This is a genomic window from Acinetobacter sp. SH024 (genome assembly GCF_000163635.1).
Taxonomy (GTDB): domain Bacteria; phylum Pseudomonadota; class Gammaproteobacteria; order Pseudomonadales; family Moraxellaceae; genus Acinetobacter; species Acinetobacter pittii.
The window spans coordinates 1009749-1035667 of sequence record NZ_GG753600.1; the positions used below are offsets into that span (position 1 = coordinate 1009749).

General features: G+C 38.7%; 17 protein-coding genes, 2 tRNA genes and 1 pseudogene. 10 read left to right on the forward strand and 10 right to left on the reverse strand.

The features are described from left to right. The 3 genes and pseudogenes from HMPREF0013_RS24445 to HMPREF0013_RS0105275 all read left to right on the forward strand — a co-directional run. Positions 1-216: pseudogene (locus HMPREF0013_RS24445) on the forward strand (transposase); the annotation flags it as partial. Positions 217-804: 588 nt separating this feature from the next. Further along, positions 805-1893, forward strand: coding sequence for a YjgN family protein (locus HMPREF0013_RS10630; RefSeq protein ID WP_002120508.1), 1089 nt, complete (start codon positions 805-807; stop codon positions 1891-1893). Positions 1894-1913: 20 nt separating this feature from the next. After that, complete coding sequence (locus HMPREF0013_RS0105275) at positions 1914-3014, forward strand: M48 family metallopeptidase (RefSeq protein WP_002120502.1); 1101 nt, start codon at positions 1914-1916, stop codon at positions 3012-3014. Between the two features lie 11 nt (positions 3015-3025). On the opposite strand, the gene HMPREF0013_RS10635 is transcribed toward HMPREF0013_RS0105275, so the two are convergent. The 3 genes from HMPREF0013_RS10635 to HMPREF0013_RS10645 all read right to left on the reverse strand — a co-directional run bounded on the left by HMPREF0013_RS10635 (position 3026) and on the right by HMPREF0013_RS10645 (position 5916). After that, positions 3026-3343, reverse strand: a complete 318-nt coding sequence (locus HMPREF0013_RS10635) for a hypothetical protein (RefSeq protein ID WP_014206119.1) — start codon at positions 3341-3343, stop codon at positions 3026-3028. 367 nt (positions 3344-3710) lie between these two features. Next, positions 3711-3800: transfer RNA gene (locus tag HMPREF0013_RS10640), tRNA-Ser, on the reverse strand. 85 nt (positions 3801-3885) lie between these two features. Next, on the reverse strand, positions 3886-5916 hold the full coding sequence (locus tag HMPREF0013_RS10645) for an NADPH-dependent 2,4-dienoyl-CoA reductase (protein WP_002120519.1): 2031 nt from the start codon (positions 5914-5916) through the stop codon (positions 3886-3888). Positions 5917-6213: 297 nt separating this feature from the next. Between HMPREF0013_RS10645 and argG the strand changes: the two genes are divergently transcribed. Continuing rightward, a complete protein-coding gene (gene argG, locus HMPREF0013_RS10650; RefSeq protein WP_014206117.1) occupies positions 6214-7572 on the forward strand; it encodes an argininosuccinate synthase in 1359 nt (452 codons plus the stop codon). Positions 7573-7633: 61 nt separating this feature from the next. On the opposite strand, the gene HMPREF0013_RS10655 is transcribed toward argG, so the two are convergent. Then, complete coding sequence (locus tag HMPREF0013_RS10655) at positions 7634-8896, reverse strand: GGDEF domain-containing protein (RefSeq protein ID WP_005070488.1); 1263 nt, start codon at positions 8894-8896, stop codon at positions 7634-7636. A 149-nt stretch (positions 8897-9045) separates the two neighbouring features. Between HMPREF0013_RS10655 and pyrC the strand changes: the two genes are divergently transcribed. From pyrC to HMPREF0013_RS10680, 5 genes are all read left to right on the forward strand, one after another. Then, positions 9046-10080: a dihydroorotase gene (gene pyrC, locus HMPREF0013_RS10660; protein WP_002117728.1), complete on the forward strand. Its 1035-nt coding sequence runs from the start codon at positions 9046-9048 to the stop codon at positions 10078-10080. Next, a complete protein-coding gene (gene rnt / locus HMPREF0013_RS10665; protein ID WP_002117536.1) occupies positions 10065-10727 on the forward strand; it encodes a ribonuclease T in 663 nt (220 codons plus the stop codon). The genes pyrC and rnt overlap by 16 nt, the downstream gene beginning before the upstream one ends. A gap of 18 nt (positions 10728-10745) precedes the next feature. Beyond that, positions 10746-10821, forward strand: a tRNA-Glu gene (locus tag HMPREF0013_RS10670). A gap of 174 nt (positions 10822-10995) precedes the next feature. Continuing rightward, positions 10996-13110, forward strand: coding sequence for a TonB-dependent siderophore receptor (locus HMPREF0013_RS10675; RefSeq protein WP_002117740.1), 2115 nt, complete (start codon positions 10996-10998; stop codon positions 13108-13110). A gap of 219 nt (positions 13111-13329) precedes the next feature. Beyond that, complete coding sequence (locus tag HMPREF0013_RS10680; protein ID WP_002117506.1) at positions 13330-14013, forward strand: glutathione binding-like protein; 684 nt, start codon at positions 13330-13332, stop codon at positions 14011-14013. 5 nt (positions 14014-14018) lie between these two features. Here the strand turns inward: HMPREF0013_RS10680 and HMPREF0013_RS10685 are convergent, their stop codons facing one another. The 6 genes from HMPREF0013_RS10685 to HMPREF0013_RS10710 form a co-directional block, all read right to left on the reverse strand. Next, positions 14019-15263 carry an NADH:flavin oxidoreductase/NADH oxidase family protein gene (locus tag HMPREF0013_RS10685; protein WP_002117654.1) on the reverse strand — a complete coding sequence of 415 codons (1245 nt, stop codon included), beginning with the start codon at positions 15261-15263 and terminating at the stop codon, positions 14019-14021. A 188-nt stretch (positions 15264-15451) separates the two neighbouring features. After that, positions 15452-17047, reverse strand: coding sequence for an ABC transporter ATP-binding protein (locus HMPREF0013_RS10690; RefSeq protein ID WP_002117612.1), 1596 nt, complete (start codon positions 17045-17047; stop codon positions 15452-15454). Further along, on the reverse strand, positions 17022-18032 hold the full coding sequence (locus HMPREF0013_RS10695; RefSeq protein WP_002117570.1) for an ABC transporter permease: 1011 nt from the start codon (positions 18030-18032) through the stop codon (positions 17022-17024). Before HMPREF0013_RS10695 ends, HMPREF0013_RS10690 begins: the two co-directional genes overlap by 26 nt. Then, a complete protein-coding gene (locus HMPREF0013_RS10700; RefSeq protein ID WP_005802871.1) occupies positions 18032-19084 on the reverse strand; it encodes a microcin C ABC transporter permease YejB in 1053 nt (350 codons plus the stop codon). The genes HMPREF0013_RS10695 and HMPREF0013_RS10700 overlap by 1 nt, the downstream gene beginning before the upstream one ends. 31 nt (positions 19085-19115) lie before the next feature. After that, positions 19116-20951 carry an extracellular solute-binding protein gene (locus tag HMPREF0013_RS10705; protein WP_005802873.1) on the reverse strand — a complete coding sequence of 612 codons (1836 nt, stop codon included), beginning with the start codon at positions 20949-20951 and terminating at the stop codon, positions 19116-19118. A 15-nt stretch (positions 20952-20966) separates the two neighbouring features. Next, the gene (locus tag HMPREF0013_RS10710) at positions 20967-24182 is read right to left on the reverse strand and encodes a LysM peptidoglycan-binding domain-containing protein (protein ID WP_005802874.1); all 3216 of its coding nucleotides are present in this window, start codon (positions 24180-24182) and stop codon (positions 20967-20969) included. Positions 24183-24415: 233 nt separating this feature from the next. On the opposite strand from HMPREF0013_RS10710, the gene dnaQ reads away from it, so the two are divergent. Beyond that, the gene (gene dnaQ, locus HMPREF0013_RS10715; protein ID WP_002117626.1) at positions 24416-25795 is read left to right on the forward strand and encodes a DNA polymerase III subunit epsilon; all 1380 of its coding nucleotides are present in this window, start codon (positions 24416-24418) and stop codon (positions 25793-25795) included. Positions 25796-25919: the final 124 nt, after the last annotated feature.

Genomic DNA, 25919 nt, shown 5'->3' on the forward strand with positions numbered 1-25919 from the left:
CTCGTAAAGGAAATTGCTTAGATAATGCTGTAATAGAAAGCTTCTTTGGAATATTAAAATCGGAATGCTTTCATGGTGAAAAATTTCAATCAACTGATGAGTTAGAGAAAAACTATACGAGAGTACATTCATTATTATAATCATGAGAGAATCAAGGTGAAGCTACAAGGTTTATCCCCTGTACAATATAGAAACCAGTTTTTAAAAACTGCTTAACTAACTGTCCAACTTTATGGGGTCAGATCATTCCACCGTAGAGGGGGCACGAGGGGCTAGACACTAAAGGTATAAAACCTTTAATGCTTCTATGAGACGGTCTGCGACAACCGACTGGCAATGTGGCCAGCATGCGAAGAATAGTATTCAACTCTCTTACAGTCAAGCACACAAAATGACATTTGTTTTAAATTAGATCATTAAAAAGTAAGGATAAATAATGAATGAGTTATTGTTAAATTGGGGTTTATAACGGGATTGAAATTTATATAGATATATTAGTTTTAACAGGTAAGATGAGAATATAAAAATGGTAAATGATGAAATTAATGATGTAGAAATTTTTTCTTAGAATTACTACTAAATTTACAATCACAATAAGTCACCGATGCCTTTAAACCTATTATTTATACTTCTCGCGATAAGCTTTCTGCTCGAAACAACTCAATAAGAATATAATGGTAAAAATAGTTGTTTGCTTTTCATTCTATTTATTTCAATTTATAAAAAACATATAATATTCTCAATAGTTTTCTAATTATCTATTACATTCAATCAAGATCATATATTTTCAATAAAGAGAATAAAATGCAAGACCAAGCTTTAACCTCTCTTCCTCAAGATGTAAATGAGGATCAAAATATTACAACTCCACCAATTTCACACTCAGGAATTCATCATTTTAAGTTTCATGGGAATGCCTCAGAATATTTTGGAATCTGGATCGTTAATATTCTTTTGACTATTATTACTTTAAGCTTATATGCACCTTGGGCTAAAGTTCGTCGCTTACGCTATTTCTATGGCAATACAGAATTTTTTGAACGCCGCTTTGATTTTACAGGGATTCCAACCAAGATTTTGATTGGACGTTTAATTGCATTAGGAATTTACGTCGTATTTGCAATTTCATCACAGTATTCAATGATTGCGACTGTGGTTGGGCTAGTTGCATTATATGCAGCAGTACCTTGGCTAATTCGTGCTACTTTGCGTTTTACTGCAAGAAATAGTAAATTCGGCAACGCACGTTTTTATTTTGGTGGAACAATAAAAGAATCTTATAAAGTCTTTCTTTTGAGTATATTGGTATATATTTTTACTTTAGGAATCTTTACACCTGTAGCTATTTGGCTATATAAAAAATATTATCTTAACAACTTATATGCTGGACAATTAAATTTTAAATTAAACGCGAAATGGTCTGCATATATGGCTGCAGTTTATATACCAGTTTTTATTGCAATTGGTATAATTGCTATTTTTTCAATCATTTACTTTGCTATGGCAGGAACAATTTCTGGGTTCTCACCAAACGCTATATTCTTCGGAATATTTACGGTATATGCACTTATTGGATTATTTATTTATCCATTAATTGCTGCTCGTATTTTTATTACGACATGGAACAATACTACAATTGGGAACAGTCAATTTAAAACAGACTGTAACCAATGGCGTTTCGCATGGATTGTAGCCTCGAACTGGATTGTAAAAATCTTATCCCTAGGTTTAATGTCTGCTTGGGCTGCAGTTCGTATTCACAAATATCAGATTGAATCGATGAGTTTAATTTTATTAGATGATCCAGATCAAATGATGAATCTAGCTCAACAAGAGCAAAGTGCTTTAGCTGAAGAAATCAGTGATATTTTTGATATCGACATCTCTTTATAACAATCTGAGTTTAATAATTTATGTCCCACGCAGTAGATATCACTTTCTATGATGGCCTAGTGTCTAAACCATACCCTGCTCAGATTTCAGCTCAATCTGAATCTGAAGTTCTAATTCGGTATGGTGAGCAATTAGAACTTCAGCGTCATTATCAATATAGTGATATGAAATTGATTGGTGCGCTGGGACAGTTACACCCAGTAATTGAATTATCTGATGATGCACGGATTGAATTTCATAGTGCATTACCTGAATGGTTTAATTACACAACTAAAAAGGTTCAACATTCGATCTGGAAATTTGAACGCTCTCCGGGTCTTATTCTTTTTAGTGTAATTTTTGTGATTACTTTTGCGATCAGTCTAGTCAAATGGGGTGTTCCAGCAACGTCCCATTATCTTGCTTTTCAATTACCTGAGAATACTTTAAAGAAACTAGGTGATGAAGCAGAGAATTATGTATTAAATAATTGGACTGCACCCAGCCAATTAGCACAAACCCAAAAAGATCAAATTACTAAACAATATTTGAATACTGTTGCTGAAAACAAACCAGCTAAATTAGTCTTCCGTAAAGGCGATCAGTTAGGGGCTAATGCTGTAGCGCTACCCAATAATACGATTATTATCACAGATGAACTGATCAAATTGGCACATACGAATCAAGAAATCTTAGGCGTATTAGCCCATGAACAAGGCCATTTGGTTTATCGCCATAGTTTGCAACAAGGGTTAACGAGTTTAGGCCTAAGTATATTATACATTGCAATGACAGGAGATAATTCAGACTTATTTACGTCCTTACCTGCCGCTATGATTGGTGCAAATTACTCACGTAAATTTGAATCCGAAGCCGATCTATATGCTTTACAGTTGATGGATAAGAAGCATATCGAAGTCTCACACTTTGCAAATTTCTTACAACGTTTAAGCGATACAACAGAAGAAGGTATCGATAAAAAGAATCAGGCCAACCCACCAACTTCTCAGGAAGAATCTTCAGCTAATAAACTATCTACAGCTGTTCTTGATGCTTTATCCTCTCATCCTGCAACCGAAGAGCGTATTCGAATGGTTCATGATTTTGAGAAAAAACAGAAAGGCGCACAAAATAATTTATAGGCTCACAAAGTCTATCTAGAAAATTTATGGTCTTTAGGAAGTGGAGCATCACATGGTTGATCTGTCTTTACGTTGACCATTTTCACAGGTCCATCATTGTAGATTGTTACCTTGCAGCCTTTTACGACATATTCCTGTTGAATACCACCGTACATTTCATCCTCAGAAACAGGAGATGCAACGTCACAAGCCTCGTCAGCACGGCATATATCCTCTTGCCCACCTACAGCTTCTGCTCCAGCAGCTTCCATTACATCTACAGCACTCTCCTGTACTTCAGCATCTACAGCTTGTATCTTTGCTGCATACGTATTTGAAAGATTTATCATAAGAAAAATTGCAAGAAATAACTTACTACAGTGATTTATTAGATTCATGAACTATCCATACCTATTAATTGAAATTCGGTACATATCAGGCGATTTTAATTTGCAAGTTAGTGATGCAAAGGGCTTAGTATTATAAGGAGCTATTCTACCCATAATTATACATATAGCAGCAATAGTCGTCCCGAAAGAATTCATCAAACAATTACAAGATATTGACCATTATGAGGGTGCGATTAACTGCACAATATAAAATTAAACTGAAATCAAAATCTGTCTAACTCAATCCAAATTTTTATGTGGGGTAGAATGAGGGGTAAAATAATAGATATAAAAAAAGCCCCTGTTTTTAACAGGGGCTTTTCGAATTTGGCGGAAGCGGTGAGATTCGAACTCACGGAGGACTCACACCCTCGTCGGTTTTCAAGACCGGTGCATTAAACCGCTCTGCCACGCTTCCATGTGCGTAAGAATACAAAGCTTATTCATTTTATTCAAGAAAAATATCATCGCTTTGTGTTCAAGTGCATATTGTTTCATCAATTTTACAGTTGAGCAGCCAATTCTGCTCCTTCTTTGATCGCACGCTTCGCATCTAGCTCTGCTGCAAGCTTTGCACCACCAATAATATGGTAGTTCGCTATAGTCGACTCGCCTTCTTTTGGCATCAAGTCTTTTACTGACTCTTGACCTGCACACACCACAACCGTATCTACACGTAAAAGTTGATCTTGCCCATTGTGCTCAATCCAAAGCCCTTCATCAGTGACTGCTTTATATTGCACACCACGCAGCATACGTACGCCATGCTTTTTAAGCTGTGCACGGTGTACCCAACCCGAAGTCTTGCCAAGGCCAATACCGAGTGGTGTGGTTTTACGTTGTAATAAATAAATTTCACGGATCGCTGGTTCAACGACTGGCGGCTGCATCCCCCCTTCAGAAATATAGTTTGGATCTGGGTCCACCCCCCATTCACGTTGCCAGTCGGCTAAAGGTTGAGGCTGTGGTTGATGTGGCGGTTTAAGTAAAAATTCTGACACGTCAAAACCAATACCACCCGCACCAATCACTGCAACTTTTTGTCCAACTTCTGCTCCTTTTAGAACTTGAGCATAAGAAAGGACTTGTGGCGCGTCGCTTCCTTCAATTTTTAATGCACGAGGGATTACACCTGTTGCAACAATCACTTCATCAAAACCTTCACGTTCAAGCTGCTCACGATTTACGCGAGTATTTAAACGTACATCCACCCCTGTTTTTTCCAGTTGGACTTTAAAGTAGCGGATCGTCTCGTGAAATTCTTCTTTGCCCGGTACAACTTTGGCAAAGTTAAATTGGCCACCTACATCAGAAGTTGCCTCAAACAGCGTCACTGCATGGCCACGGCTTGCCGCAACAGTTGCCGCCGACATACCCGCTACTCCGCCGCCCACAACTGCAATTCGCTTAGGCTGTTTAGTCTTTAAATAGACCAGTTCAGTTTCATGGCCTGCACGCGGGTTAACCAAACAAGACACACGCTTATTTTTAAAAGCATGGTCTAAACAGGCTTGGTTACATGCAATACAGGTATTAATTTCATCAACACGGTTAGTCGCAGTTTTATTTACCCAAAATGCATCGGCCAATAAAGGACGCGCCATTTGAACCATATCTGCTTTACCAGTTGCCAAAATTTCTTCGGCAGTTTCAGGCATGTTAATTCGGTTTGACGCAATAATCGGGATAGAAATATGCTGTTTTACATGAGCAGTGTAGTCGACAAAAGCTGCACGAGGCACAGATGTTACAATGGTCGGAACACGAGCTTCATGCCAGCCAATACCGGTATTTAATAAAGTCACCCCTGCTTTTTCTAAAGCTTTGGCTACAGTCACCACCTCTTGCATGGTATTACCGTCATGGACTAAATCGAGTAAAGACAAGCGGAAACAAATAATAAATTTCTCACCAACTTTGGCACGGATCGCTTTAACAATCTCGACTGGAAAGCGCATACGGTTTTCAATTTCACCACCCCAACGGTCAGTACGCTGGTTCACGTGGCGACTTAAAAACTGGTTAATTAAATAACCTTCCGAGCCCATAATTTCGACACCGTCATAACCTGCTTTTTTGGCAATATCGGCGCACTGTGCGTAATCTTCTATTGTGCTCAGAATATTTTTTTCAGAAAGCTGGCGTGGTTTAAAAGGTGAAATTGGAGATTTAATTGCAGTTGAAGATACAACAAACGGCTGGTAACCATAGCGACCTGCATGCAAAATTTGCATTAAGATTTTTGAACCATGTTTATGCACAGCATGTGTAACCAGACGATGCTGTGGAATATCAAATAAGCTATTCATGGTTCCGCCAGCAGGTGCTAACCATCCTTGACGGTTCGGTGAAATACCACCTGTCACAATCAGGCCCACCCCACCTTTTGCACGCTCTTCAAAATAAGCTGCCAGTTTTGGGTAATTGTAAAAACGGTCTTCAAGCCCCGTATGCATGGAACCCATCACCACACGGTTTTTAATGGTAGTAAAGCCTAGATGTAATGGTTTTAATAAATTGGCGTAACTTGTCATGCTGCGTCCCAATAATTTTTTGCAACTTGTTGCATAGTACTTTAATACTTTTTTGATAATTTTGGATGACCATGCAAAGAAATTTATCGGAGCTTATGGTCAATCCATTTATTTAAGAACAATACTTCATTCACTTCTTCTTATTCTATAAATAGCCTTATATTTTTTATCAAATTAAAACTTCAAATCAGAACAAGTGAATTAATGCTTTTTTTGCGAAAAAAAGCACCATGAATAGTGCTACAATAGCCGCCATTCAGAATTCTCAAGACCGCCTATATGGGGTCTTTTTCATAAATGTTAGGATTAGCAATGACTGATAATGCAACTATCTTGCAGCATGTACCAGTAGGCAAAAAAGTTGGGATTGCCTTCTCCGGAGGCCTAGACACTTCAGCTGCCTTATTGTGGATGAAACAAAAAGGCGCAGAACCTTATGCATATACTGCAAACTTAGGTCAGCCTGATGAAGATGACTACGATGCAATTCCAAAGAAAGCAGAACAATACGGCGCTGTAAAAGCTCGCTTAATTGACTGCCGCTTACAACTTGCGCTTGAAGGTATTGCTGCGATTCAGTGTGGTGCATTCCATATCAGTACAGGTGGTGTTCCTTATTTCAATACGACTCCATTAGGTCGTGCAGTAACAGGTACAATGTTAGTTACTGCAATGAAAGAAGATGACGTAAACATCTGGGGTGACGGTTCAACTTATAAAGGTAACGATATTGAACGTTTCTATCGTTATGGTTTGTTGACTAATCCGAATCTTAAAATTTATAAGCCTTGGTTAGATCAAAACTTCATCGATGAGCTTGGCGGCCGTGCAGAAATGTCACAGTTCCTGATCGACAACGGTTTTGACTACAAAATGTCAAAAGAAAAAGCGTACTCAACTGACTCAAATATGTTGGGCGCAACTCACGAAGCAAAAGATCTTGAATACTTAAATGCTGGTATCAAAATCGTTGACCCAATTATGGGCGTTGCTTTCTGGAAAGATGAAGTTGAAATTACTCCAGAAGAAGTGACTGTACGTTTTGAAGAAGGTGTACCTGTTGCATTAAACGGTCAAACTTTTGACAATCCGGTTGAGCTTATTCTTGAAGCAAACCGTATTGGTGGCCGTCATGGTTTAGGTATGTCTGACCAAATCGAAAACCGTATTATCGAAGCGAAATCTCGTGGTATTTATGAAGCACCGGGGATGGCCCTTCTTCATATTGCTTATGAGCGTTTGGTTACTGGTATTCATAACGAAGATACGATCGAACAATACCGCATTAACGGTTTACGTTTAGGTCGTTTACTTTACCAAGGCCGCTGGTTCGACTCTCAAGCACTTATGTTGCGTGAAACTGCACAGCGTTGGGTTGCTAAAGCGATTACTGGTGAAGTAACTCTTGAACTTCGTCGTGGTAATGACTACACCATCATGAACACTGAATCTCCAAACTTAACGTACGAAGCTGAACGTTTAACAATGGAAAAAGGCGATTCAATGTTTACGCCAATGGACCGTATTGGTCAATTGACTATGCGTAACCTCGACATTACCGATACACGTGCAAAACTTGGTATCTATACAGATGCTGGTTTGCTTTCAATCGGCCAAGGTTCTGCTGTACCACAACTTGATAGCAAGAAAAAATAATTTTCTTACTTAATAAAAAAGCCACCGACAACGGTGGCTTTTTTATTTCAAATATTTGTGCTCAAACAAGTTCTGCTACTTCCAAAGGTTGATAATAAATCTGGTTACGTCCAAGCTGCTTAGCTCGGTACAAAGCTTGATCCGCAGCGTGAATTAATTTTTCCTGATTTACTTTAAAACCTTCTGTATAAACAGTAAAACCTAAACTAATCGTGACATGCTTAGAGACTAAAGATGCTGCATGAGGAATCGCTTGTCGCTCAATCGCTTTATAAATATTTGCAGCGACGGCATAGGCGCCTTGAGCAGGTGTTTTCGGTAACAGCACGACAAACTCTTCTCCACCATAACGGGCAACAAAATCAACATGCCGAATCGAATTTTTAATTGCAGCGGCAATAGATGAGATGACTTTATCCCCCATTTGGTGCCCATAAAAATCGTTATAATTTTTAAAAAAATCGATATCAATAAATAAAACAGCCAATGGGCGCTTTTCTTGCTTTGCACGATAGTAAAAAAAGTCGAACATCTCATCAAAAGTACGTCGATTTGAGATATTCGTCAGTGCATCCTGCTGGCTTAAATGAAGCAATTCAGATGCTTCAATACGTAAAATCTGTTCGTTAAGCTCAGCAAGCTGATTATTTAAAAAAAGGCTTCTTTCTCTTGAGGTAAGCATCGTACTAATTGAAAAACCTAAAATACAACTTCCAAACAGCGCTCTTCCCAAAGCAATAAAATCACAATTCGCTTGCCATAAAATCAGTAGGGAAAAAACACAAAAGGCTGCTGTTAAACCTACATAAAGCATATGTAGAGGCTTTATTCCGCTTAAAATAAAACCCAGCATATATAAGAAGGAAAGTAATAACATCGACTGGTTTTTAAGAGCGACATTTTCTACGCTAAGGAGCAACATTGCATTGATAATAATAGTCAAAAATACAATGCCACATGCGGCGATATAAAAATATTCAGTGAGTTTTTTAAACTTTGCAAAAACCCAAAATAACAGCAGTGCACAAGCAATATTAATTGCGCTAAGTAAACAGTAAATAAAATCCCAAGTAATATAAGGCACCCCTATGACCAAATAGTCTGTAGGTAGAGCCAGCAATATGAAAATGAGATAGGTTAAAACGCCACTTGCTAAAAATTTTGAGATATTCTGTTTAGTTCGCTCAAGATTTAAACACCAGAATTTTTTTTCTAATTGATGTGGCAGAGGTATATTGGCATAACGATGGGTATGTAGAGTTACTAAATATTCTATTTCTTCTTTTGCTTTGAGTAATTCATGTACATTTCCCCTATTTGCCACTACTTGATTCCTGCCTCTCACACATTAACAAAATATAACATTATTTTTTAAGGCCTCTGGCGCTTTATTTTGCCATTTGTCCGTAATTCTCGTTACCATTTTCACACTTTATCGATTATCATTTGTTTTATTTCGAAGTTTGAACTGCCTTGGACTCTATTACCCTGCTCCAGCCAGATGACTGGCATGCACATTTACGTGATGGTTTAGCATTAAAACGTACTGTACCTGATTTGGCCAAACAATTTGCTCGTGCGATCTGTATGCCAAACCTTGTTCCACCTGTAAAAACTGTGGAAGAAGCACTGGCTTACCGTGAACGTATTCTTGCTCATGTTCCAGAGGGTCTTAACTTTGACCCACGTATGGTGCTTTATTTTACTGATTTCACCTCACCAGATGAAGTTCGTAAAATTAAAGAATCTGGACATGTAAATGCTATTAAACTTTACCCAGCAGGTGCGACCACCAATTCTGATAACGGTGTAAGTGACATCCGTAAAGTTTATGCAGTCATTGAGCAACTAGAAGAGCATCAAGTTCCGTTATTACTTCATGGTGAAGTGACTCATAACCACGTTGATATTTTTGACCGTGAAAAACGCTTCTTAGATGAAGTTTTATCACCGTTATTAAAACAGTTTCCAAAACTTAAAGTGGTACTTGAGCACATCACAACAAGCGATGCTGCACACTTTGTTTTAGAACAAGACCGCAATGTGGCTGCAACGATTACACCTCAGCATTTATTATTTAATCGTAATGATATGTTGGTTGGTGGTATTAAACCGCATTTCTATTGCTTACCAATTTTAAAGCGTCAAACTCACCAGACCACTTTGCTTGAAGTTGCAACGAGCGGTAACCCTAAATTTTTCTTGGGTACAGATAGTGCTCCTCACTCGCAAAATGCAAAAGAAAATGCGTGTGGCTGTGCGGGCTGTTATAGTGCGCCTAATGCAATTGAACTTTATGCTCAAGCATTTGATCAAGTAGGTAAACTAGAACGTTTAGAAGGTTTTGCTAGCCACTTTGGCGCAGACTTCTACGGCCTACTACGTAATACTTCTACCATTACTTTGGTAAAAGAAGATAACCTCGTTCCAGAATCTTTTGATTATTTAGATGATCAAAAAATTATCCCGCTGCATGCCGGGAAAACGCTGCAATGGAGAAAAGTGTGACACAAGAAACCTCTGTCCCGGTCATTGGCCAACGTTTTCGTGGCTTCTTACCTGTTGTTGTTGACGTTGAAACGGCAGGTTTTAATGCCCAGACAGATGCATTGCTAGAAATTGCGTGCATTCCAATTGTGTATGATGCTCAGGGACAATTTGTCCCTGGTCCAGCATTTCATGCGCATATTAACCCGTTTGAAGGGGCTAATCTCGATCGCCGTTCACTAGACTTTATTGGTATTGATCCATTCAATCCAATGCGTATTGCAATGGCTGAAGATGAGCGCACTGCATTACGCCGTATTTTTAAATCGGTGAATGAAGTCCGTAAACAGCAACATTGTACACATGCAGTCTTAGTGGGCCACAATGCGCATTTTGACCTTGGTTTTGTACAAGCAGCAATTGCGCGTACAAGTACAAAAAACCAAAACCCATTTCATAGTTTTTCAGTGATGGATACGGTTACTTTAAGTGCTGTTATGTTTGGACAAACTGTGCTTGCGAAAGCGTGTATTCAAGCTGGAATTGAGTTCGATGGCAAAGAAGCACACTCTGCTTTGTACGATACTCAGAAGACTGCTGAACTGTTTTGCTATATTTTGAACAAACTGTCACCTTACCTCCTTGACAGTTTGGTGGCGGCTTCTTAAGATACCGCCATCCTCAACGTCCCTATCGTCTAGAGGCCTAGGACATCGCCCTTTCACGGCGGTAACCGGGGTTCGAATCCCCGTAGGGACGCCATATTCTCTTCTTATAAAATTCCTTTCTATTTTATTTTTATATTTCTAATTTTCTGTATTTCCAAATAAAATACACTTGTACATATATATCACCGATCCAGTATTTCCTTTACATAGATTTACAATATAATAATTCTTATTTTTATACTGATATTTATTATCAATAAGGTTTTAAATGGATCTTAAGCTTCGACTCCTCTCCCTGAGCATCGCTCAACTCTGCTTTATATCAACTACTTTTGCAGAAACCAATAGTTCATCAACAACACTTGCTACCATTAAGATTAAAGCCCAACAAGCTGCCGACCAAGCTTATAAAGTCGACAGTTCAAGTAGCGCAACACGTAGTGAAGTCGCATTAAAAGATACGCCACAATCTGTCAGTGTAGTGACTCAAAAAGTAATTGAAGATATTGGCGCAACACGTTTGATTGAAGCGCTTGATTTAGCTGGCGGTGTGACTCGTGCTAATAACTTTGGTGGTCAAGGTCTAACAGGCTTTAATCTTCGTGGTTTCACTAGCGGTGAATTTTATCGTAATGGATTCCCAATTAACCGTGGTTATCCAAATACTCCAGATAGTAACACTATTGAACGTGTAGACGTTTTACGTGGTCCCTCTTCTAGCTTATATGGCCGTGGTGACCCAGGTGGTACATTTAACTTAATTTCTAAAACACCGAAGTCTGAGCAACAAACCACTTTAGGTGCTCAGCTCAGTAGTGAAGGTTTATATCGCACTACGGTAGATACCACAGGTACTATCCCTAATACAGAAAATATTGGTTATCGCTTAAATGTGATTGCAGAAGGCGGTGATAGTTATCGCGATCATGTCGAGTCCAAACGATATGGAATTGCACCAGTCATTCAATGGCAAGCTTCTGACGCAACAAAAGTTACTTTTGAAGCGGATATTTTACGAAATCAACATCCACTTGATCGTGGCCAAACACGTTATGCAGGCCAGAAGTCTTTTAATAGTTCACCCGAAACCTATTTGTGGGAAACAGGTAAATACAACAACCGACTCTACAATGATAATAATATGACTCAATTACGAGTCGAGCACGACCTTGGTAATGACTGGAAGCTAAATGCTGGTGTGCAATATTTAAATGGTAAATTGCATGGCTATGCGGTAGAGGCAAATGGCATTCAAGATGACGGCGAAACTTTAAACCGAAATTACAACTATCGCGAATTAAAATGGCAAGATACCGATGCCCAAATTAATCTAACAGGTAATTTCCAACTTTTAGGTCTAGCTCATACTTTAGTGACTGGGCTTGAATACGAAAACTATGATTATAAGTCATATATTATTCGTTCAGATGCTAAGTCAAATAACTACCCGATCAATATCTATGATCCAGTTTTAGGCCAACCTCTACCCGAGCTTAAAAACATTACGACCCATGACCGTGAAAATTTAAAAACAACTGCCCTTTTTGTACAAGACCAAATCGATTTAAATGAGCGTTTAAGTGCACTAGTGGGTTTACGTTTTGAGCACTACGAACATGATTACAAAAATCTTTTACCGAATACTGCAAACTGGAATACCAGTCATGACGCATTTATTCCGCGTTTAGGTTTAGTTTTTAAAGCACGTGATGACCTTTCAATCTATAGCAATGCTGCAAAATCTTTTAAACCTAACACTGGTGCTAGCCGTAATGGAGAGGGATTTGACCCAGAGGAAGGCATGGCTTACGAGTTAGGCTTTAAATGGCAAGCACTCGACAATATGCTATCGGTTGACTCTGCGATTTTTTATGCAAAAAAAGAAAATGTCTTAACTCTCGATCCTGTAGATTCAGCCTATAAAGTTGCTGCTGGTGAAGTTCGTAGCCAAGGTATTGAGCTAAATGTTGCAGGGCAAATCACTCCAGCTTGGAAAATTATTGGTGGATATGCCTATACAGATGCAGAAGTCAGCAAAGATAATACTTTGAAAAAAGGAACCGCTTTAGCCAATATTCCAAAGAATAGTTTTAATCTGTTAAATATCTATGAATTTCAAGATGGTCTTTTACAAGGCTTAGGTCTAGGCATTAATCAAAAATATATTGATAAGCGTGCAGGTCAAACAGCTAATAGTACTTATACAATGAAAGGTTATGCAGTTACAGATTTGGTTTCTTATTATCAGGCAACACCAAAACTTCGTATTAACCTAGACCTGAAAAATCTTTTTGACAAAGTTTATGATGAAAGCGCTTTCAATCTATATGCATATCCGGGTGAATCACGTACTGTTCAATTAGGTATGAGCTATACGTTCTAAACTCTAAAGACACTTAATAGACAGCCGTTTCACAGCGATAACCTAGCTTAAAATCTCACTAGGGATATCAAATACTAAAAAGCCACTGCTTTTTTAAGGTAGTGGCTTTTTATTCAGCTGCTCTTGTATAAAAACATAATTTATTGATTTATTAATATTTTTAAAAATTAAATGATGTCTTATACTAAAAATAGGTCAAAACTATAATTTGAATATAACATGCGAATTCGATTATTTCACTTACAAAATTCACGCTCTCAACGCATTATTTGGTTTTTAGAAGAATTAGGACTCAACTATGAGCTCACTATTAAAGATCATTCAGGCATAGACAAAGATAAAAACTCACCTCATCAATTATCAAAATTTCCAACTATCGAAATTATTGAACAAGGAAAGACTTCTATCTTAGCTGAAACCTCAGCAATCCTAGATTACCTATCTCATTTACACCCACAATTAGGTCCGAACAGCCTATTAAGCCAACAACTGCAAAATTTTTATTATTGGAAAAATTATTCTGAGGCGACATTCATTCCCGATTTGGTACTCAAACAAATCTTTCACCAAATTGTAAAGCGTACGCCTTTTCCGGTCCGTTTCATTCCAAAGTTTTTAAAATATGGATTTGATCAAGGCTATCTCAATCAATCATTACAAAGACAGATGAGTATGATTGATAAACATTTAGAGCACCACTTATGGTTTGCCGGAGATCAGTTTACTACTGCTGATATTTTGATGTGGTTTCCATTACTGGCTTGCTCACCAAATTACAGACAATTTAAACATATACAGCGTTATCTGGCTCAAATAGAAAACAGACCTGCCTTTAAAAATGCTTTAATTAAAGGCCGATGGTCTGCTTCTACATTTAAAGCTTACTGGACTACGGCTTGGTAATTTATCTACGCAGATTTACGTGAATTCACTTGTCCTTGAATCACCGCTTTAATATTGCCTTTGGCGTAATTTAAAAATACTACCAGTGGTGAAAGTTTTGGATTTGGCTTTTTACCCTTACCAATCGTTTTAAATTGAGCTGCATACCAAATAATTTCCATAATTGCCATCTTATCGACAAATGGTAAGCCTGTTTTAATTGGTTTTACTGCATAGCGAACATCTTGCCCTGCAATTAAACGTTCTGTTAAATCGGTTTCAAGTGCAAATGGACGAGCAATACCAATAAAGTCACATGCACCACTTTCAAGTGCGGCATTCATGCCTTCTACAGTACGGAAACCGCCTGTCACCATGAGTTTACACTTAACATGCTGGCGGATTTTCTCTGCAAAATCTAAAAAGTATGCTTCACGTGCAATCGTGCTTGCCTTACGTTTATCAGCCTTAGCTCCAGCCATTGCTGGTGCCTCGTAAGTACCGCCTGAAATTTCAATTAAATCTATACCAGCTTCATCCACTGCTTTAAACACTGAAATTACATCTTCTTCACTAATTCCGCCACGCTGGAAATCAGCCGAGTTAAGCTTCACTGAAATGATAAAATTATCTGAAGTCGCTTCACGTACCGCTTTATAAACCTCTAGTAAAAAACAACTACGATTTTCAACTGAACCGCCCCACTGATCTGTACGCTTATTGGTTAATGGCGATAAAAACTGACTAATTAAATAGCCATGAGCACCATGTAATTGCACCCCTTCAAAGCCTGCTTTTTCACAAATGTGAGCTGCTGTCGCAAAACGTTTAATAATATCTAGAATTTCGTCATGAGTAAGTTCACGTGGCGTTCCAAACATGGTTGCTAAAGCTGGGCTAAAAGGTACGGCTGAAGGCGCTACAGTTTCTTTATTTAAGCCTTTTGGACACTGACGACCTGGGTGTGACAATTGAATTAACTGCACCATGCCATATTTTTTACCTAATTCCGCCCATTCTTTTAAGCGCTCTAGATCACGTTCAGTTTCAATAACAACAACACCCGGTTCATTTTTTGCGCCGGCATTTACCATGACATTACCAGTAATCGCACAGCCAAGCTCACCTTTTGCCCATGCACCATATAAACCCAAATGTAAGTCATTTGGTTGGCCTTCATAATTTGCTAGTGCTTCACTCATTGCACCTTTAATAATTCGGTTTTTAAAGGTGGTATTGCGAATTGTGATGGGTTGAGCAATCTGGTTCATGGTTAACCTCTGTTCTTTGAATTTTAGAGCAATTACTCTAATTTAAATGAGTTATTGGGCATGTCAAGTCATAATCGATAACTGACAATAGCACATGTCAATTTTAAAAAATATAAAAATATGCAACTTTTTGCATTAGAAGTTTAACCAAAATTTATTTATATAAAACAATAAATTAAAAAATATCTTTAAAAGGATGCTTTAATTAACTGTTTCGTATATTCACTGTTAGGCTTAGAAAATAAGAGTTCAGTTTCCTGATATTCAACAACTTTTGCATGACGTAATACCATCACTTTGTGGCAAAGTGCTTTTACTATATTGAGATCATGACTAATGAAAATATAACTTAACTGCTCAGTTTGCTGTAATTGTCTCAACAACTTGATCATGGCTTTTTGCGTGGTCCGATCTAAGGCAGAGGTAGGTTCATCCAAAATTAAAAGTTTAGGCTGAACCGCCAAAGCTCTTGCTAAGGCGACACGTTGACGTTGTCCCCCAGAAAGTTCATGAGGGTAACGATGTTGAAAATCTTCAGCCAATTCAACTTTTACCAATACAGATTCAACTTGCTGTTTGATCTCGTTATCAGCTACTGCTTTCACTTTCAATCCTTCAGCAATAATCTGCCCTACTGTCATACGCGGGTTTAAACTTTCAAAAGGGTCTTGGAATACAAGTTGAAAATCCGATCTCATCAAACGCAAGGCTTTTGGCTGTAACTGATTTAAATCTTGACCTAAAAAAACAATCTGCCCTTCACTTTTAATAAGTCGGACCAAAGCTATCGCCAGAGATGATTTACCAGCACCACTTTCACCAACCACCCCAAGTGATTCACCTTGAGCAAGATCAAAACTCAAATCTTCTATTGCGCTGAAATACCCTTGAATGCGATTTAAAATTCCTTTTCTTATAGGAAACTGCACGCTGAGCTGTCGAACTGATAAAACATTCTGTTGAGCGGGTCTAGACTCTACTTTTCCAAAATCATGATCTAACAACTGTGCTGTATAACTTGTTTTAGGATTTACAAAGATTTGGCTCAGTTCACCTTGCTCCACTACACGCCCACTTTGCAATACAATAAGTTTCTCAGCATAGCGATGTACTAAATTTAGGTCATGGCTAATTAAAATAAGTGCCATCCCATATTTGCTTTGCAAAGATTTTAATAGCTCTAAAATTTGTATCTGCAAAACCACATCCAACGCAGTAGTAGGTTCATCAGCAATCAAAATTTTAGGCCGAAGCGCCAATGTCATCGCAATCATGACACGTTGTTTTTGTCCACCAGAAAGCTCATGCGGATAACGTTTTAAAATTTGTTCTGGTTCAACAATTCCCACATCTTTTAGCAGTTCTAATATTTGCTGCCGGACTTCAAGTTTTGAAAAACCAGATAAAAGAAGATTTTCCCCTATAATTTTTTCAACCCGATGGAGCGGATTTAATGCAGCAGCAGGCTCTTGAAAAATCATAGCGATTTGTCGACCACGTAAATTTGATTGAGCTCTTTCATCTAGCTCAAGCATATTTTGCGGTCCAATCCAGACCTGCCCCGCTATTTCTAATTTATCTTGTAGCAAGCCCATTATTGCTAAGCAGCTCATCGATTTACCTGAACCACTTTCGCCCACAATAGCGAGTGTTTCACCTTCACTTAAGTAAAAACTTAGATCTTCTAATAAAACCTTTCGGTCTTTGGTCTGAACCGAAAGTTGCTCTACTTTTAATAATGCTAAAGCGGGATTTAAGTTATTTTCTTGGGTCAAACGCTTCACGGGCCGCCTCTCCAATATAAATTAAAAGTGAAAGAACAATAGCCAGACTAAAAAAGCCTGAAATTGCCAACCATGGCGCATCTAAATTATTTTTACCTTGTAGTAATAATTCACCTAAAGAGGCCGCATCGGGTGGTAGTCCATATCCTAAAAAATCAAGAGCGGTTAAAGCGCTAATATTGGTCGTTAAAATAAAAGGTAACTGAGACAAACTCGAACTGATCGCATTTGGCAAAATATGCCTAAAAATAATCGCGTGATCGGTCACTCCCAAAACTTGGGCTGCACGAACGTAATCAAGCTGACGAGCTTTTAAAAACTCTGCCCTAACAACACCTACCAAAACGGTCCAGCCGAAAAACAACATAATGGAAAATAGCCAATATACATTTGGAACAAACATACTGACTAAAATCATGACCATAAAAAGCATGGGTAAGCCATTCCAGACTTCAACTAAACGTTGCCCCAATAAATCGACCCAGCCAGCATAGTAACCTTGAATAGCGCCTACCGTAATTCCAAATAAAGCAGAACAAAATGTTAAGGCCAAGCCAAAAAGCAACGATACTCTTAAGCCATAAAGAATACGCGCAAGAACATCCCTTCCCTGATCATCTGTTCCCAACCAGTTTTGCTTGGAAGGTGGTGATGGCACAGGAACGGCCAAATCTAAATTGGGCGTTTGATATGAAAATTGAATGAGGGGCCAAACTGCCCATCCCTTAGTATTAATAATCGCTTGTACAGCAGGGTCTTTATAATCAGCTTCTGTTTCAAACACTCCACCAAACGTCGTTTCCGGATAAGTTTTCAACACAGGCAAATAGTAAGAATTTTCATACTTCACTAACAGCGGTTTATCGTTAGCAATTAACTCTGCAGCTAAGGACAAAAGCAAAATTAGACTAAATAAAATAAAGCTGGCCCAGCCCAATTTATGCTGCCTAAAACGCTGTAATCGTGTACGCACAATTAAAGACATTATTTGCCTCCTTGTGCGTCAAAGTGAATTCTTGGATCAATCCATTGGTACAACACATCACAAATGAGACGTAAAATTAGGCTAAATAAAGTAAAGAAAAATAAAACACCAAAAATAACAGGATAATCACGTTGGACAATAGCTTCAAAGCCCAACAAACCCACCCCATCTAGGTGAAAGATAATTTCTACAAATAGGTTACCTACAAAGAAAATACCTGCTAACGCTTCTGGCAATCCTGCGAGCACAACTAAAATGGCATTACGAAAGACATGCTTATATAAGACCTGTTGGCTGTTCAACCCTTTTGCATAGGCTGCCAAAACGTAGGGTTTATTGAGTTCTTCTAAAAATGAGTATTTAGTTAAATAGGTTAAACTGGCAAAACCGCCTAATACCATGGTAATGAGTGGCAGAGTCATATGCCATAAATAATCAGTAACTTTGCCCCAAAGACTAAATTGATGAAAATTATCTGAGACTAAATTTTGTAATGGAAACCATTGAAAATAAGACCCGCCTGCAAAAAAAACAACTAACAAAATCGCAAATACAAAACTTGGTACAGCATACCCCACCACAAGCACTAAAGAAGTGGACCGATCAAACCAAGAGCCCTGCTGCTTTGCCTTTTTAATTCCCAGCGGAATAGAAATGAGATAAATGAGAAAAGTACTCACCAGCCCAAGTGAAATGGAAACAGGCATTTTTTCCCATAACAATTCCACGACTGGTTTATCTTTAAAGAAACTTTGTCCAAAATCTAAAGTTAAATAGCCTTTTAACATTAAGAAAAACCGTTCAGGGGCAGAACGATCAAAACCATACTGCGCCTTAATTTGCTCAACCATTTCAGGGCTTAAACCTTGAGCACCTTGATAATAAGTTTCTGCACTCAATGCACGGCCAATTCCCAAATCGCTTTGTGCCTGATGTATTGCTTGCTCAACTGGCCCACCTGGTGCAATTTGCACAACCACAAAGTTAATCAATAAAATGACAAACAATGTGGGAATCATTAAAAGAAGTCGCTTGAGAATATATGAACCCATATAACAGGATTTCCTTTATGGCAGATGCTTTTTATTGTTGATGTAAATATTTGGCAACTTTTTTGGCTTTATTTGCATCACTCCACCAATATTCTATCCCAGAAGAAAGTGCTGGTTTAACTTTAGGTTGTTGATACATATTCCAATAAGCATACCAGTTTTCACCTTTACCATAAGTCGGGATTTGATAATAACCAGCTCTAAGCAATCGATCGAGAATGCGAGTATAAATAATCTGTTGTTCACGACTTTTACTCGCAACGAGTTTTGAAATCACTTGATCAATTACTGGGTTACGAATTCCCGCATAATTGTAATTTCCATCCTGAGCTGCAGCTACACTCCCCCAGAACTGAGTTTGTTCATTTCCCGGATTGAGAGATTGCGGCAAATTCATTGTGGTCATATCAAAATCGTAACGGCGAGTTCGTTCTAAATATTGCGGAGCATCAACCTGACGTAAATTAACAGCAATGCCTAATTTTTTTAAGTTACGAATAAAAGGTAGAAGTGTTCGTTGTTTACCATCTTGCTGAATTAAAAACTCAAGCTGAACTTTCTTTTCCTCAGGTGTAAATAGCTGCCCTTCTTTAATTTTATAGCCAGCTTGTATAAGCAATTGGCGCGCAGTTAATAAATTCTGACGGTTAAATCCACTCGCATCTGACACTGGGTATTTCCAGTTTGCTAAAACACCTTGTTGCATAAGTGGAGATAACTTAAGCAATAACGGTTTTAACAACTCTAATTCAGTTTTTGAAGGTCGACCTGTTGCTGCTAATTCACTATTTTCAAAATAACTTTGTAGGCGCTGATATTGTCCATAAAACAAAGCTTTATTCTGCCATTCAAAGTCATAAGCATAGGTTAAAGCTTGTCTAAAACGAATATCATTCAAAGGTTTTCGTCGTGTATTAAAAACATAGCTTTCAGTGGCAATAGGATTATGGTGACGAAACTTATATTGAGTAACGAACCCTGCTTTTACGGCTGGAAACCGGTAATCAGTTACCCATTTTTTAGGATTAGTTTCTTCATGCAAAGTGTATTGCCCAGATTTAAATCCTTCAAAAGCAATATCCCAATTTCGATAATAAACATATCTCAAGCGGTCAAAGTTATAACGCCCTTTGTTAATAGGCAAATCTTTTGCCCAATAATTTGGATTTCTTTTATAGCTAATGCTTCTACCCGGATCAACTCGTTCAACTACATATGGCCCCGAACCAATAATCGGTTGTAGGGTAATTCGGCTAAAATCTCTTTTTTGCCAATCTACTTTTGAATAAATGGGTAAGGTTGCCAAAATGAATGGCATTTTAGGATTATGTGTAGACTTAAAAATAAACTTTACTTGATGAGCATTTATTATTTCTGTTTTTGCTAAATCAGCAAGGTACATTTGCAAACCTAAATTAGATTTAGTCTGATAGGCATCAAAACTAAATTTAACATCTGCCGCAGTGACTGGCTGCCCATTACTAAAACGCGCTTTAGGGTTTAAATAGAAAGTCACTGATTGCGTTTTTTCTGGGTCATAACTCACTTTCTGAGCCAAAAGCGGATATAAAACTCCAACCTCATCAAGTGATTGAGTCATTAATGTATCAAAAAGATAATTCACGCCTTCTGTAGCATTCCCCTTACCATTCATACTATTGAGGTTATCAAAAGTTCCTTGAGCTGCCTGACTTAATAGGCCACCTTTAGGGGCATTTGGGTTTGCATATGGCATAGCCATCATTTCTAAATATTTAGGCTTAGAATGAATCGCTATATATGAGGTGGTTTGTTGTGCAGAAAAAACACTATGGGAAATGACACTGAGCCCGACTAGCAGGCTCAGTTGAAAATTGAATTTATGCATAAATGACTAATTATTTTACAAATTAGGCACTTTAATCACATCACCAATGCGAAGCTGAGTAGAAGGCGTTAAATTATTCAGCTCAGCCAAGAAATTGGTTTCTAAACCATATTTACTCGCAAGGCCGATCAAGGTATCGCCACGCTTCACTTTGTATTCCACGACAGTTTTTGGAATCACAATATTCTGACCGCGCTGTAAGTTAGCATTTGCTTTTAATGCATTCATTTCAGCCAGTTCACGCACTGAAATACCCGCACGGCTCGCAATACTATTTAAAGACTCACCAGATTTAACCGTATATCTTTCAGTGTTTTTACCAGCAGCAACTGTTTTAGTTGAAGACTTAGTATCTGCTTTAGCTGTTTCAACTGTAGGCACATCACCCGTTAGCTTTAAACGCTGCCCCACACGAACGCTACTGTTGCGTGAAAGACCATTTAATGAAGCAAGGTAGTCCAGCTGTAAATGGTAGCGATTAGCGATATTACCTAAGCTATCGCCAGATTTAACTGTATAAGTTTCTGGTGTTTCTTCTTTGGCGTTTTTAGAAGATTTAGTTGGCGCTTCTTCAACAGTTCCTGTTAGTTTTAAGCGTTGACCAGCACGCAAACCAGCAGTACGAGACAAACCGTTTAGGTCAGCCAAATAGCTTGTTTGCAAATTATATTTACTCGCAATCGCATTTAAGCTATCGCCAGACTGTACAACGTATTGTTCTGGAACACTTAAGCCTGCCGGTACTTTTAAAGTTTGACCAAGCTGCACATGGCTATTTGCTTTTAAGTTATTTAACTCGGCTAACTCAGCTAGGCTAATTTTTGATTTAGTTGCAATACTCGATAAAGTATCACCACGTTGTACTTTATAGCCTTCTGTTTTATAAGAAACACTTGTTGATGCTTTCTCAGATTTACTAGAAGCCTTAGTTTCAGCAACTTCATCTACAGAAATATCTTGTGTAGGCACATTAATTTTTTGGCCTACCATTAAGTTACTGCCCGCAGTTAATCCCGGAGTTAATTCAGCAAGTTCCTGATTAGAGAGCGCATAACGATCTGCAATCAATTTAAGATATTCACCGCGCTTCACAGTATAGCTTTTAGTTGCTATACGTTTTGCACTTGCCTGAACAGCTTTCGGTTCTGCTTTAGCACTTGAGCGACTATTTTTTGGTTCTTTTAACTGTAGTTTTTGCCCAACAAATAAGCCATCAGTCACTGATAAATCGTTATATTCAGCCAATTGTCTTACAGACAAATTAAACTGGTTAGCCACGCCGCTTAAGCTATCGTTAGCCTGAACGACATATACATCTGGTTTAGCTGTGCTTTTTGAAGTCGTTTGAGTTTCTTGTGGCTTAGCATCATAAAGGTAAAGCGTTGAACCAACATATAACGTCTTTTCAGGATCAATCTGGTTCCACTTAGCAACATCGCGCCAGTTTACGCCGTTTTTCATCGCAATAACGGCTAAAGTATCACCCGGTAAAACTGTATAGGTACTACGTTTGCCTTTAGGCTGCACAACCACTACATCTGTGTCAGTTTTAATGTAAGGCTTGTCTTTATTGCGCTGCCCATCTTCAGAGTTAGCTACAGTCACGTCTTCAGCTAAAGTTTTTGGATATGCAAAACCTTTACTTACTTCTTTACCTTGTTGCTCTGCAACTGACTGACTTGTTTGAATCGCAGTTAACTTAATTTTGCCATCATAAGGATCAACAATTTCTGTTCCTTGTGGTGCAATAGCTTTCAACTCGGCAACTACTTGATCTTTTTCAGCCTGCGTTGGTTGTGGCTCTAAAGCTTGTTGAACTGTTTCTTTCTCACCTTCAGCTCGAACTGCCGCTAAAATCTTTTCACGTTCTGCAGCCGAGATTGGTGGCTCTGTCTTCACTTGCTTAATATTTGCCGCAGGTGTCACAGCAACAGGAATACGTGGAGCACTTGGTACATCAGCCGAAGCTGCAAACGCGGCTAAAGCATCAGACCCACGAGGAGTTGAAGTTTTTACCGTGGTAGAGCTACTGGTTGTTCTAGTAGGTGTTGACGGTTTAACTGGTTGCACCTGATTTGCAGGTGTGGTTTTAATTGTCACAGATGTTGAAGCACTTACATCTGGCTTAGATGGTGAAGTCACATTTGCCCACCAACCTGAACCACCGCCAGACTTCATACCTTTTAATTTATTATCAATTGAAGGACTTAAATCGGCCGGAATCAAGATACGCATGGGACTTGCAGGATCCACCATTTCACCACGATATCCCGGGTTTAATGCATAGAGTTCCGAACGACTTAATCCAGCTACAGAAGCAATTTCATTTAAAGATAAAGGTGCAGATAAAGTCACTTCACGGAAATGGGGTCTATTTGCAATTGGTGGTAAAGAAATACCGTAAGCTTTTGGATTTTTAATAATTTGGGCAACAGCCAAGAAACGAGGAACATAGTTCATGGTTTCTTGAGGTAATTTTAAAGACCAATAATCAGTTGGTAAACCTGCTGCCTGATTTCGGTTAATTGCTTGTTGAATACGGCCCGGTCCAGCGTTATAGGCTGCTAAAGCAAGCTCCCAAGAACCGAATTGGTTATATAAGCTTCCTAAAAACTCATAGGCAGCACGAGTCGACTCAACAACATCTCGACGGCCATCATACATGCCTGTTTGCTTTAAGCCATAAATACGGCCAGTACTCGGAATAAACTGCCATAAACCTGCTGCTGCAGCACTACTTGTTGCAGCTGGGTCATATGAACTTTCAATTACAGGTAATAATGCAAGTTCTGTAGGCAAACCACGGCGTTCAGCTTCTTTAACTGTATGGTACAAATAACGACTTGCGCGGGCACTTAAACGATCAAGATAAGGCTGACGAGAAATAAACCAACTACGCTGAGCTTCAATACGTGAATCCCAATGGTTCAAATCCATTTTGAAACCAACAGACATACGTTTCCAGACATCACCGTGCTTTAAAATAAGCAGACGGTCACCCTCTACAGCACGCATATCAGTTGCTGAAAGTAAGTCTTCCAATGAATCAAGACTACTCGCATCTAAATAACCTGCACCACTGACCTGTTTCGATTTTGAGGTTTTTGCAGATTGCGGAGTCGATGAACAGCCTGTTGTAATACCCAACGCAGCTAACGCAGAGCTAAGTACGGTAATTTTAAACAATGATGCTGCAGATGGCTGCCACACAAATGTGGTTGGTTTATACATAAAAACTTCCAAACAACTCGCGTAATATTTTTTTGGGGTCTGCCCACAAACCCTAGGTCTTCGATGCCATTGTAGTAAAGCATGCAAGATAGACAAGGCAATAATTTAATGTCATTTGCATGGAAATGTTACAAGAAATTAAAAAAACCTTGCTTTGATACGATGGAACCGAACTTTTTGCGTATACAATACACCATATTCAGTTCTTTTTCTTTTAGTTTAGGTTTCGATTTATGTCTCAAACAATCACACTGTATGTTGATGGTGCATGTCGTGGCAATCCGGGTTTAGGTGGTTGGGGCGCATATGTCATTACTGAGCAGGGTGAACATAAATTATTTGGCGGTGAGCCTGATACGACCAATAACCGTATGGAACTCACTGCTGCCATTGAAGGTGTTTCATTTTGCCCAGCCGATGCACATTTGATTATCTGGACAGATTCAAATTATGTGAAGCAAGGTATTACTGAGTGGATTCATGGTTGGAAAAAGAAAAACTGGAAAGATGTAAAAAATCCTGACCTTTGGCAGAAATTAGATGCTGTCTGTACAGGTAGAAATATTGAGTGGAACTGGATTAAAGGCCACGCAGGACACCCTGGCAATGAAATGGCAGACCAGCTTGCTAATTTAGGTGCAGACAAAACTGCGAAAGAACTCAAGCAACCACAGTCTGCCACTGTATCGCAAGATATAAAAAAGCCTGAACAGGACTGGCTGCTAGATGACCCTTTCGGGTTTGATCTGGATGACGCAACTGAAGAAGAAAATATTCATCTTGAAGCATCTGAAGAAGTTGAGATGATTGAAGTAACCGAAGAAATTATTGACGTTGAAACTGCCAAACAAAAAAGTAAGCAGCCAACCAATAATATTCATCCCCAAATCGTTGTGACCGAAGCCAAACTAAAATTACAAGGTCCTCGACAACTGATTCTCGATACGGAAACTACTGGTTTTTATTTCCAAGATGGCGACCGCATTATTGAGGTGGGCGCAATTGAGATGATTAACCGTAAGCTTACGGGTAGCTCGATTCATATTTATATTAACCCACAAAAACCAGTGGGAGACTCAGAAAACATCCACGGTATCAGTGATGATTTCTTAAAAGATAAACCGCTCTATGCGGACATTGCTGACACCTTATTTGACTATCTCAAAGGTGCAGAGATTATTGCCCATAACGCGACCTTCGATATGAACTTCCTTGATATGGAGTTTAAACGCGTAGGGCTTCCTGCACTTTCTGAAGTGTGTGAGGTAACGGATACTTTAGCTTTAGCGAAAAACAAACATCCAGGACAAAAAAACTCCCTTGATGCGCTTGTAAGACGTTATGAAATTCCAGCACGTGACCGTACTTTCCACGGCGCGTTACTCGATGCTGAAATTCTTGCTGATGTCTACTTGGCAATGACTGGTGGTCAGGTTTCTTTTGATATAGATGCCTTATCTCAGAGTGAAAATAGCCAGCAAACAACCAATAGAAGCAGAGTTCAAATTGACCTCCCTGTAATTTACCCTTCAGATGAAGAGTTAAATATACATGAGACTTGGGTCAAAGAATATGAGGAAAAACACGGAGAACCTTGCCTTTTTGCAAAATAAATTTTTGATTCTTTAGTGTTTTTAGCTTTTCCCCTTTGTAAGTTAAGTTATATTAGTCGCATAGATTTTTAGCTCAAAGTATTGAGCACTACGAATATAACAATTGATTTTTTTGCAAAGGGGA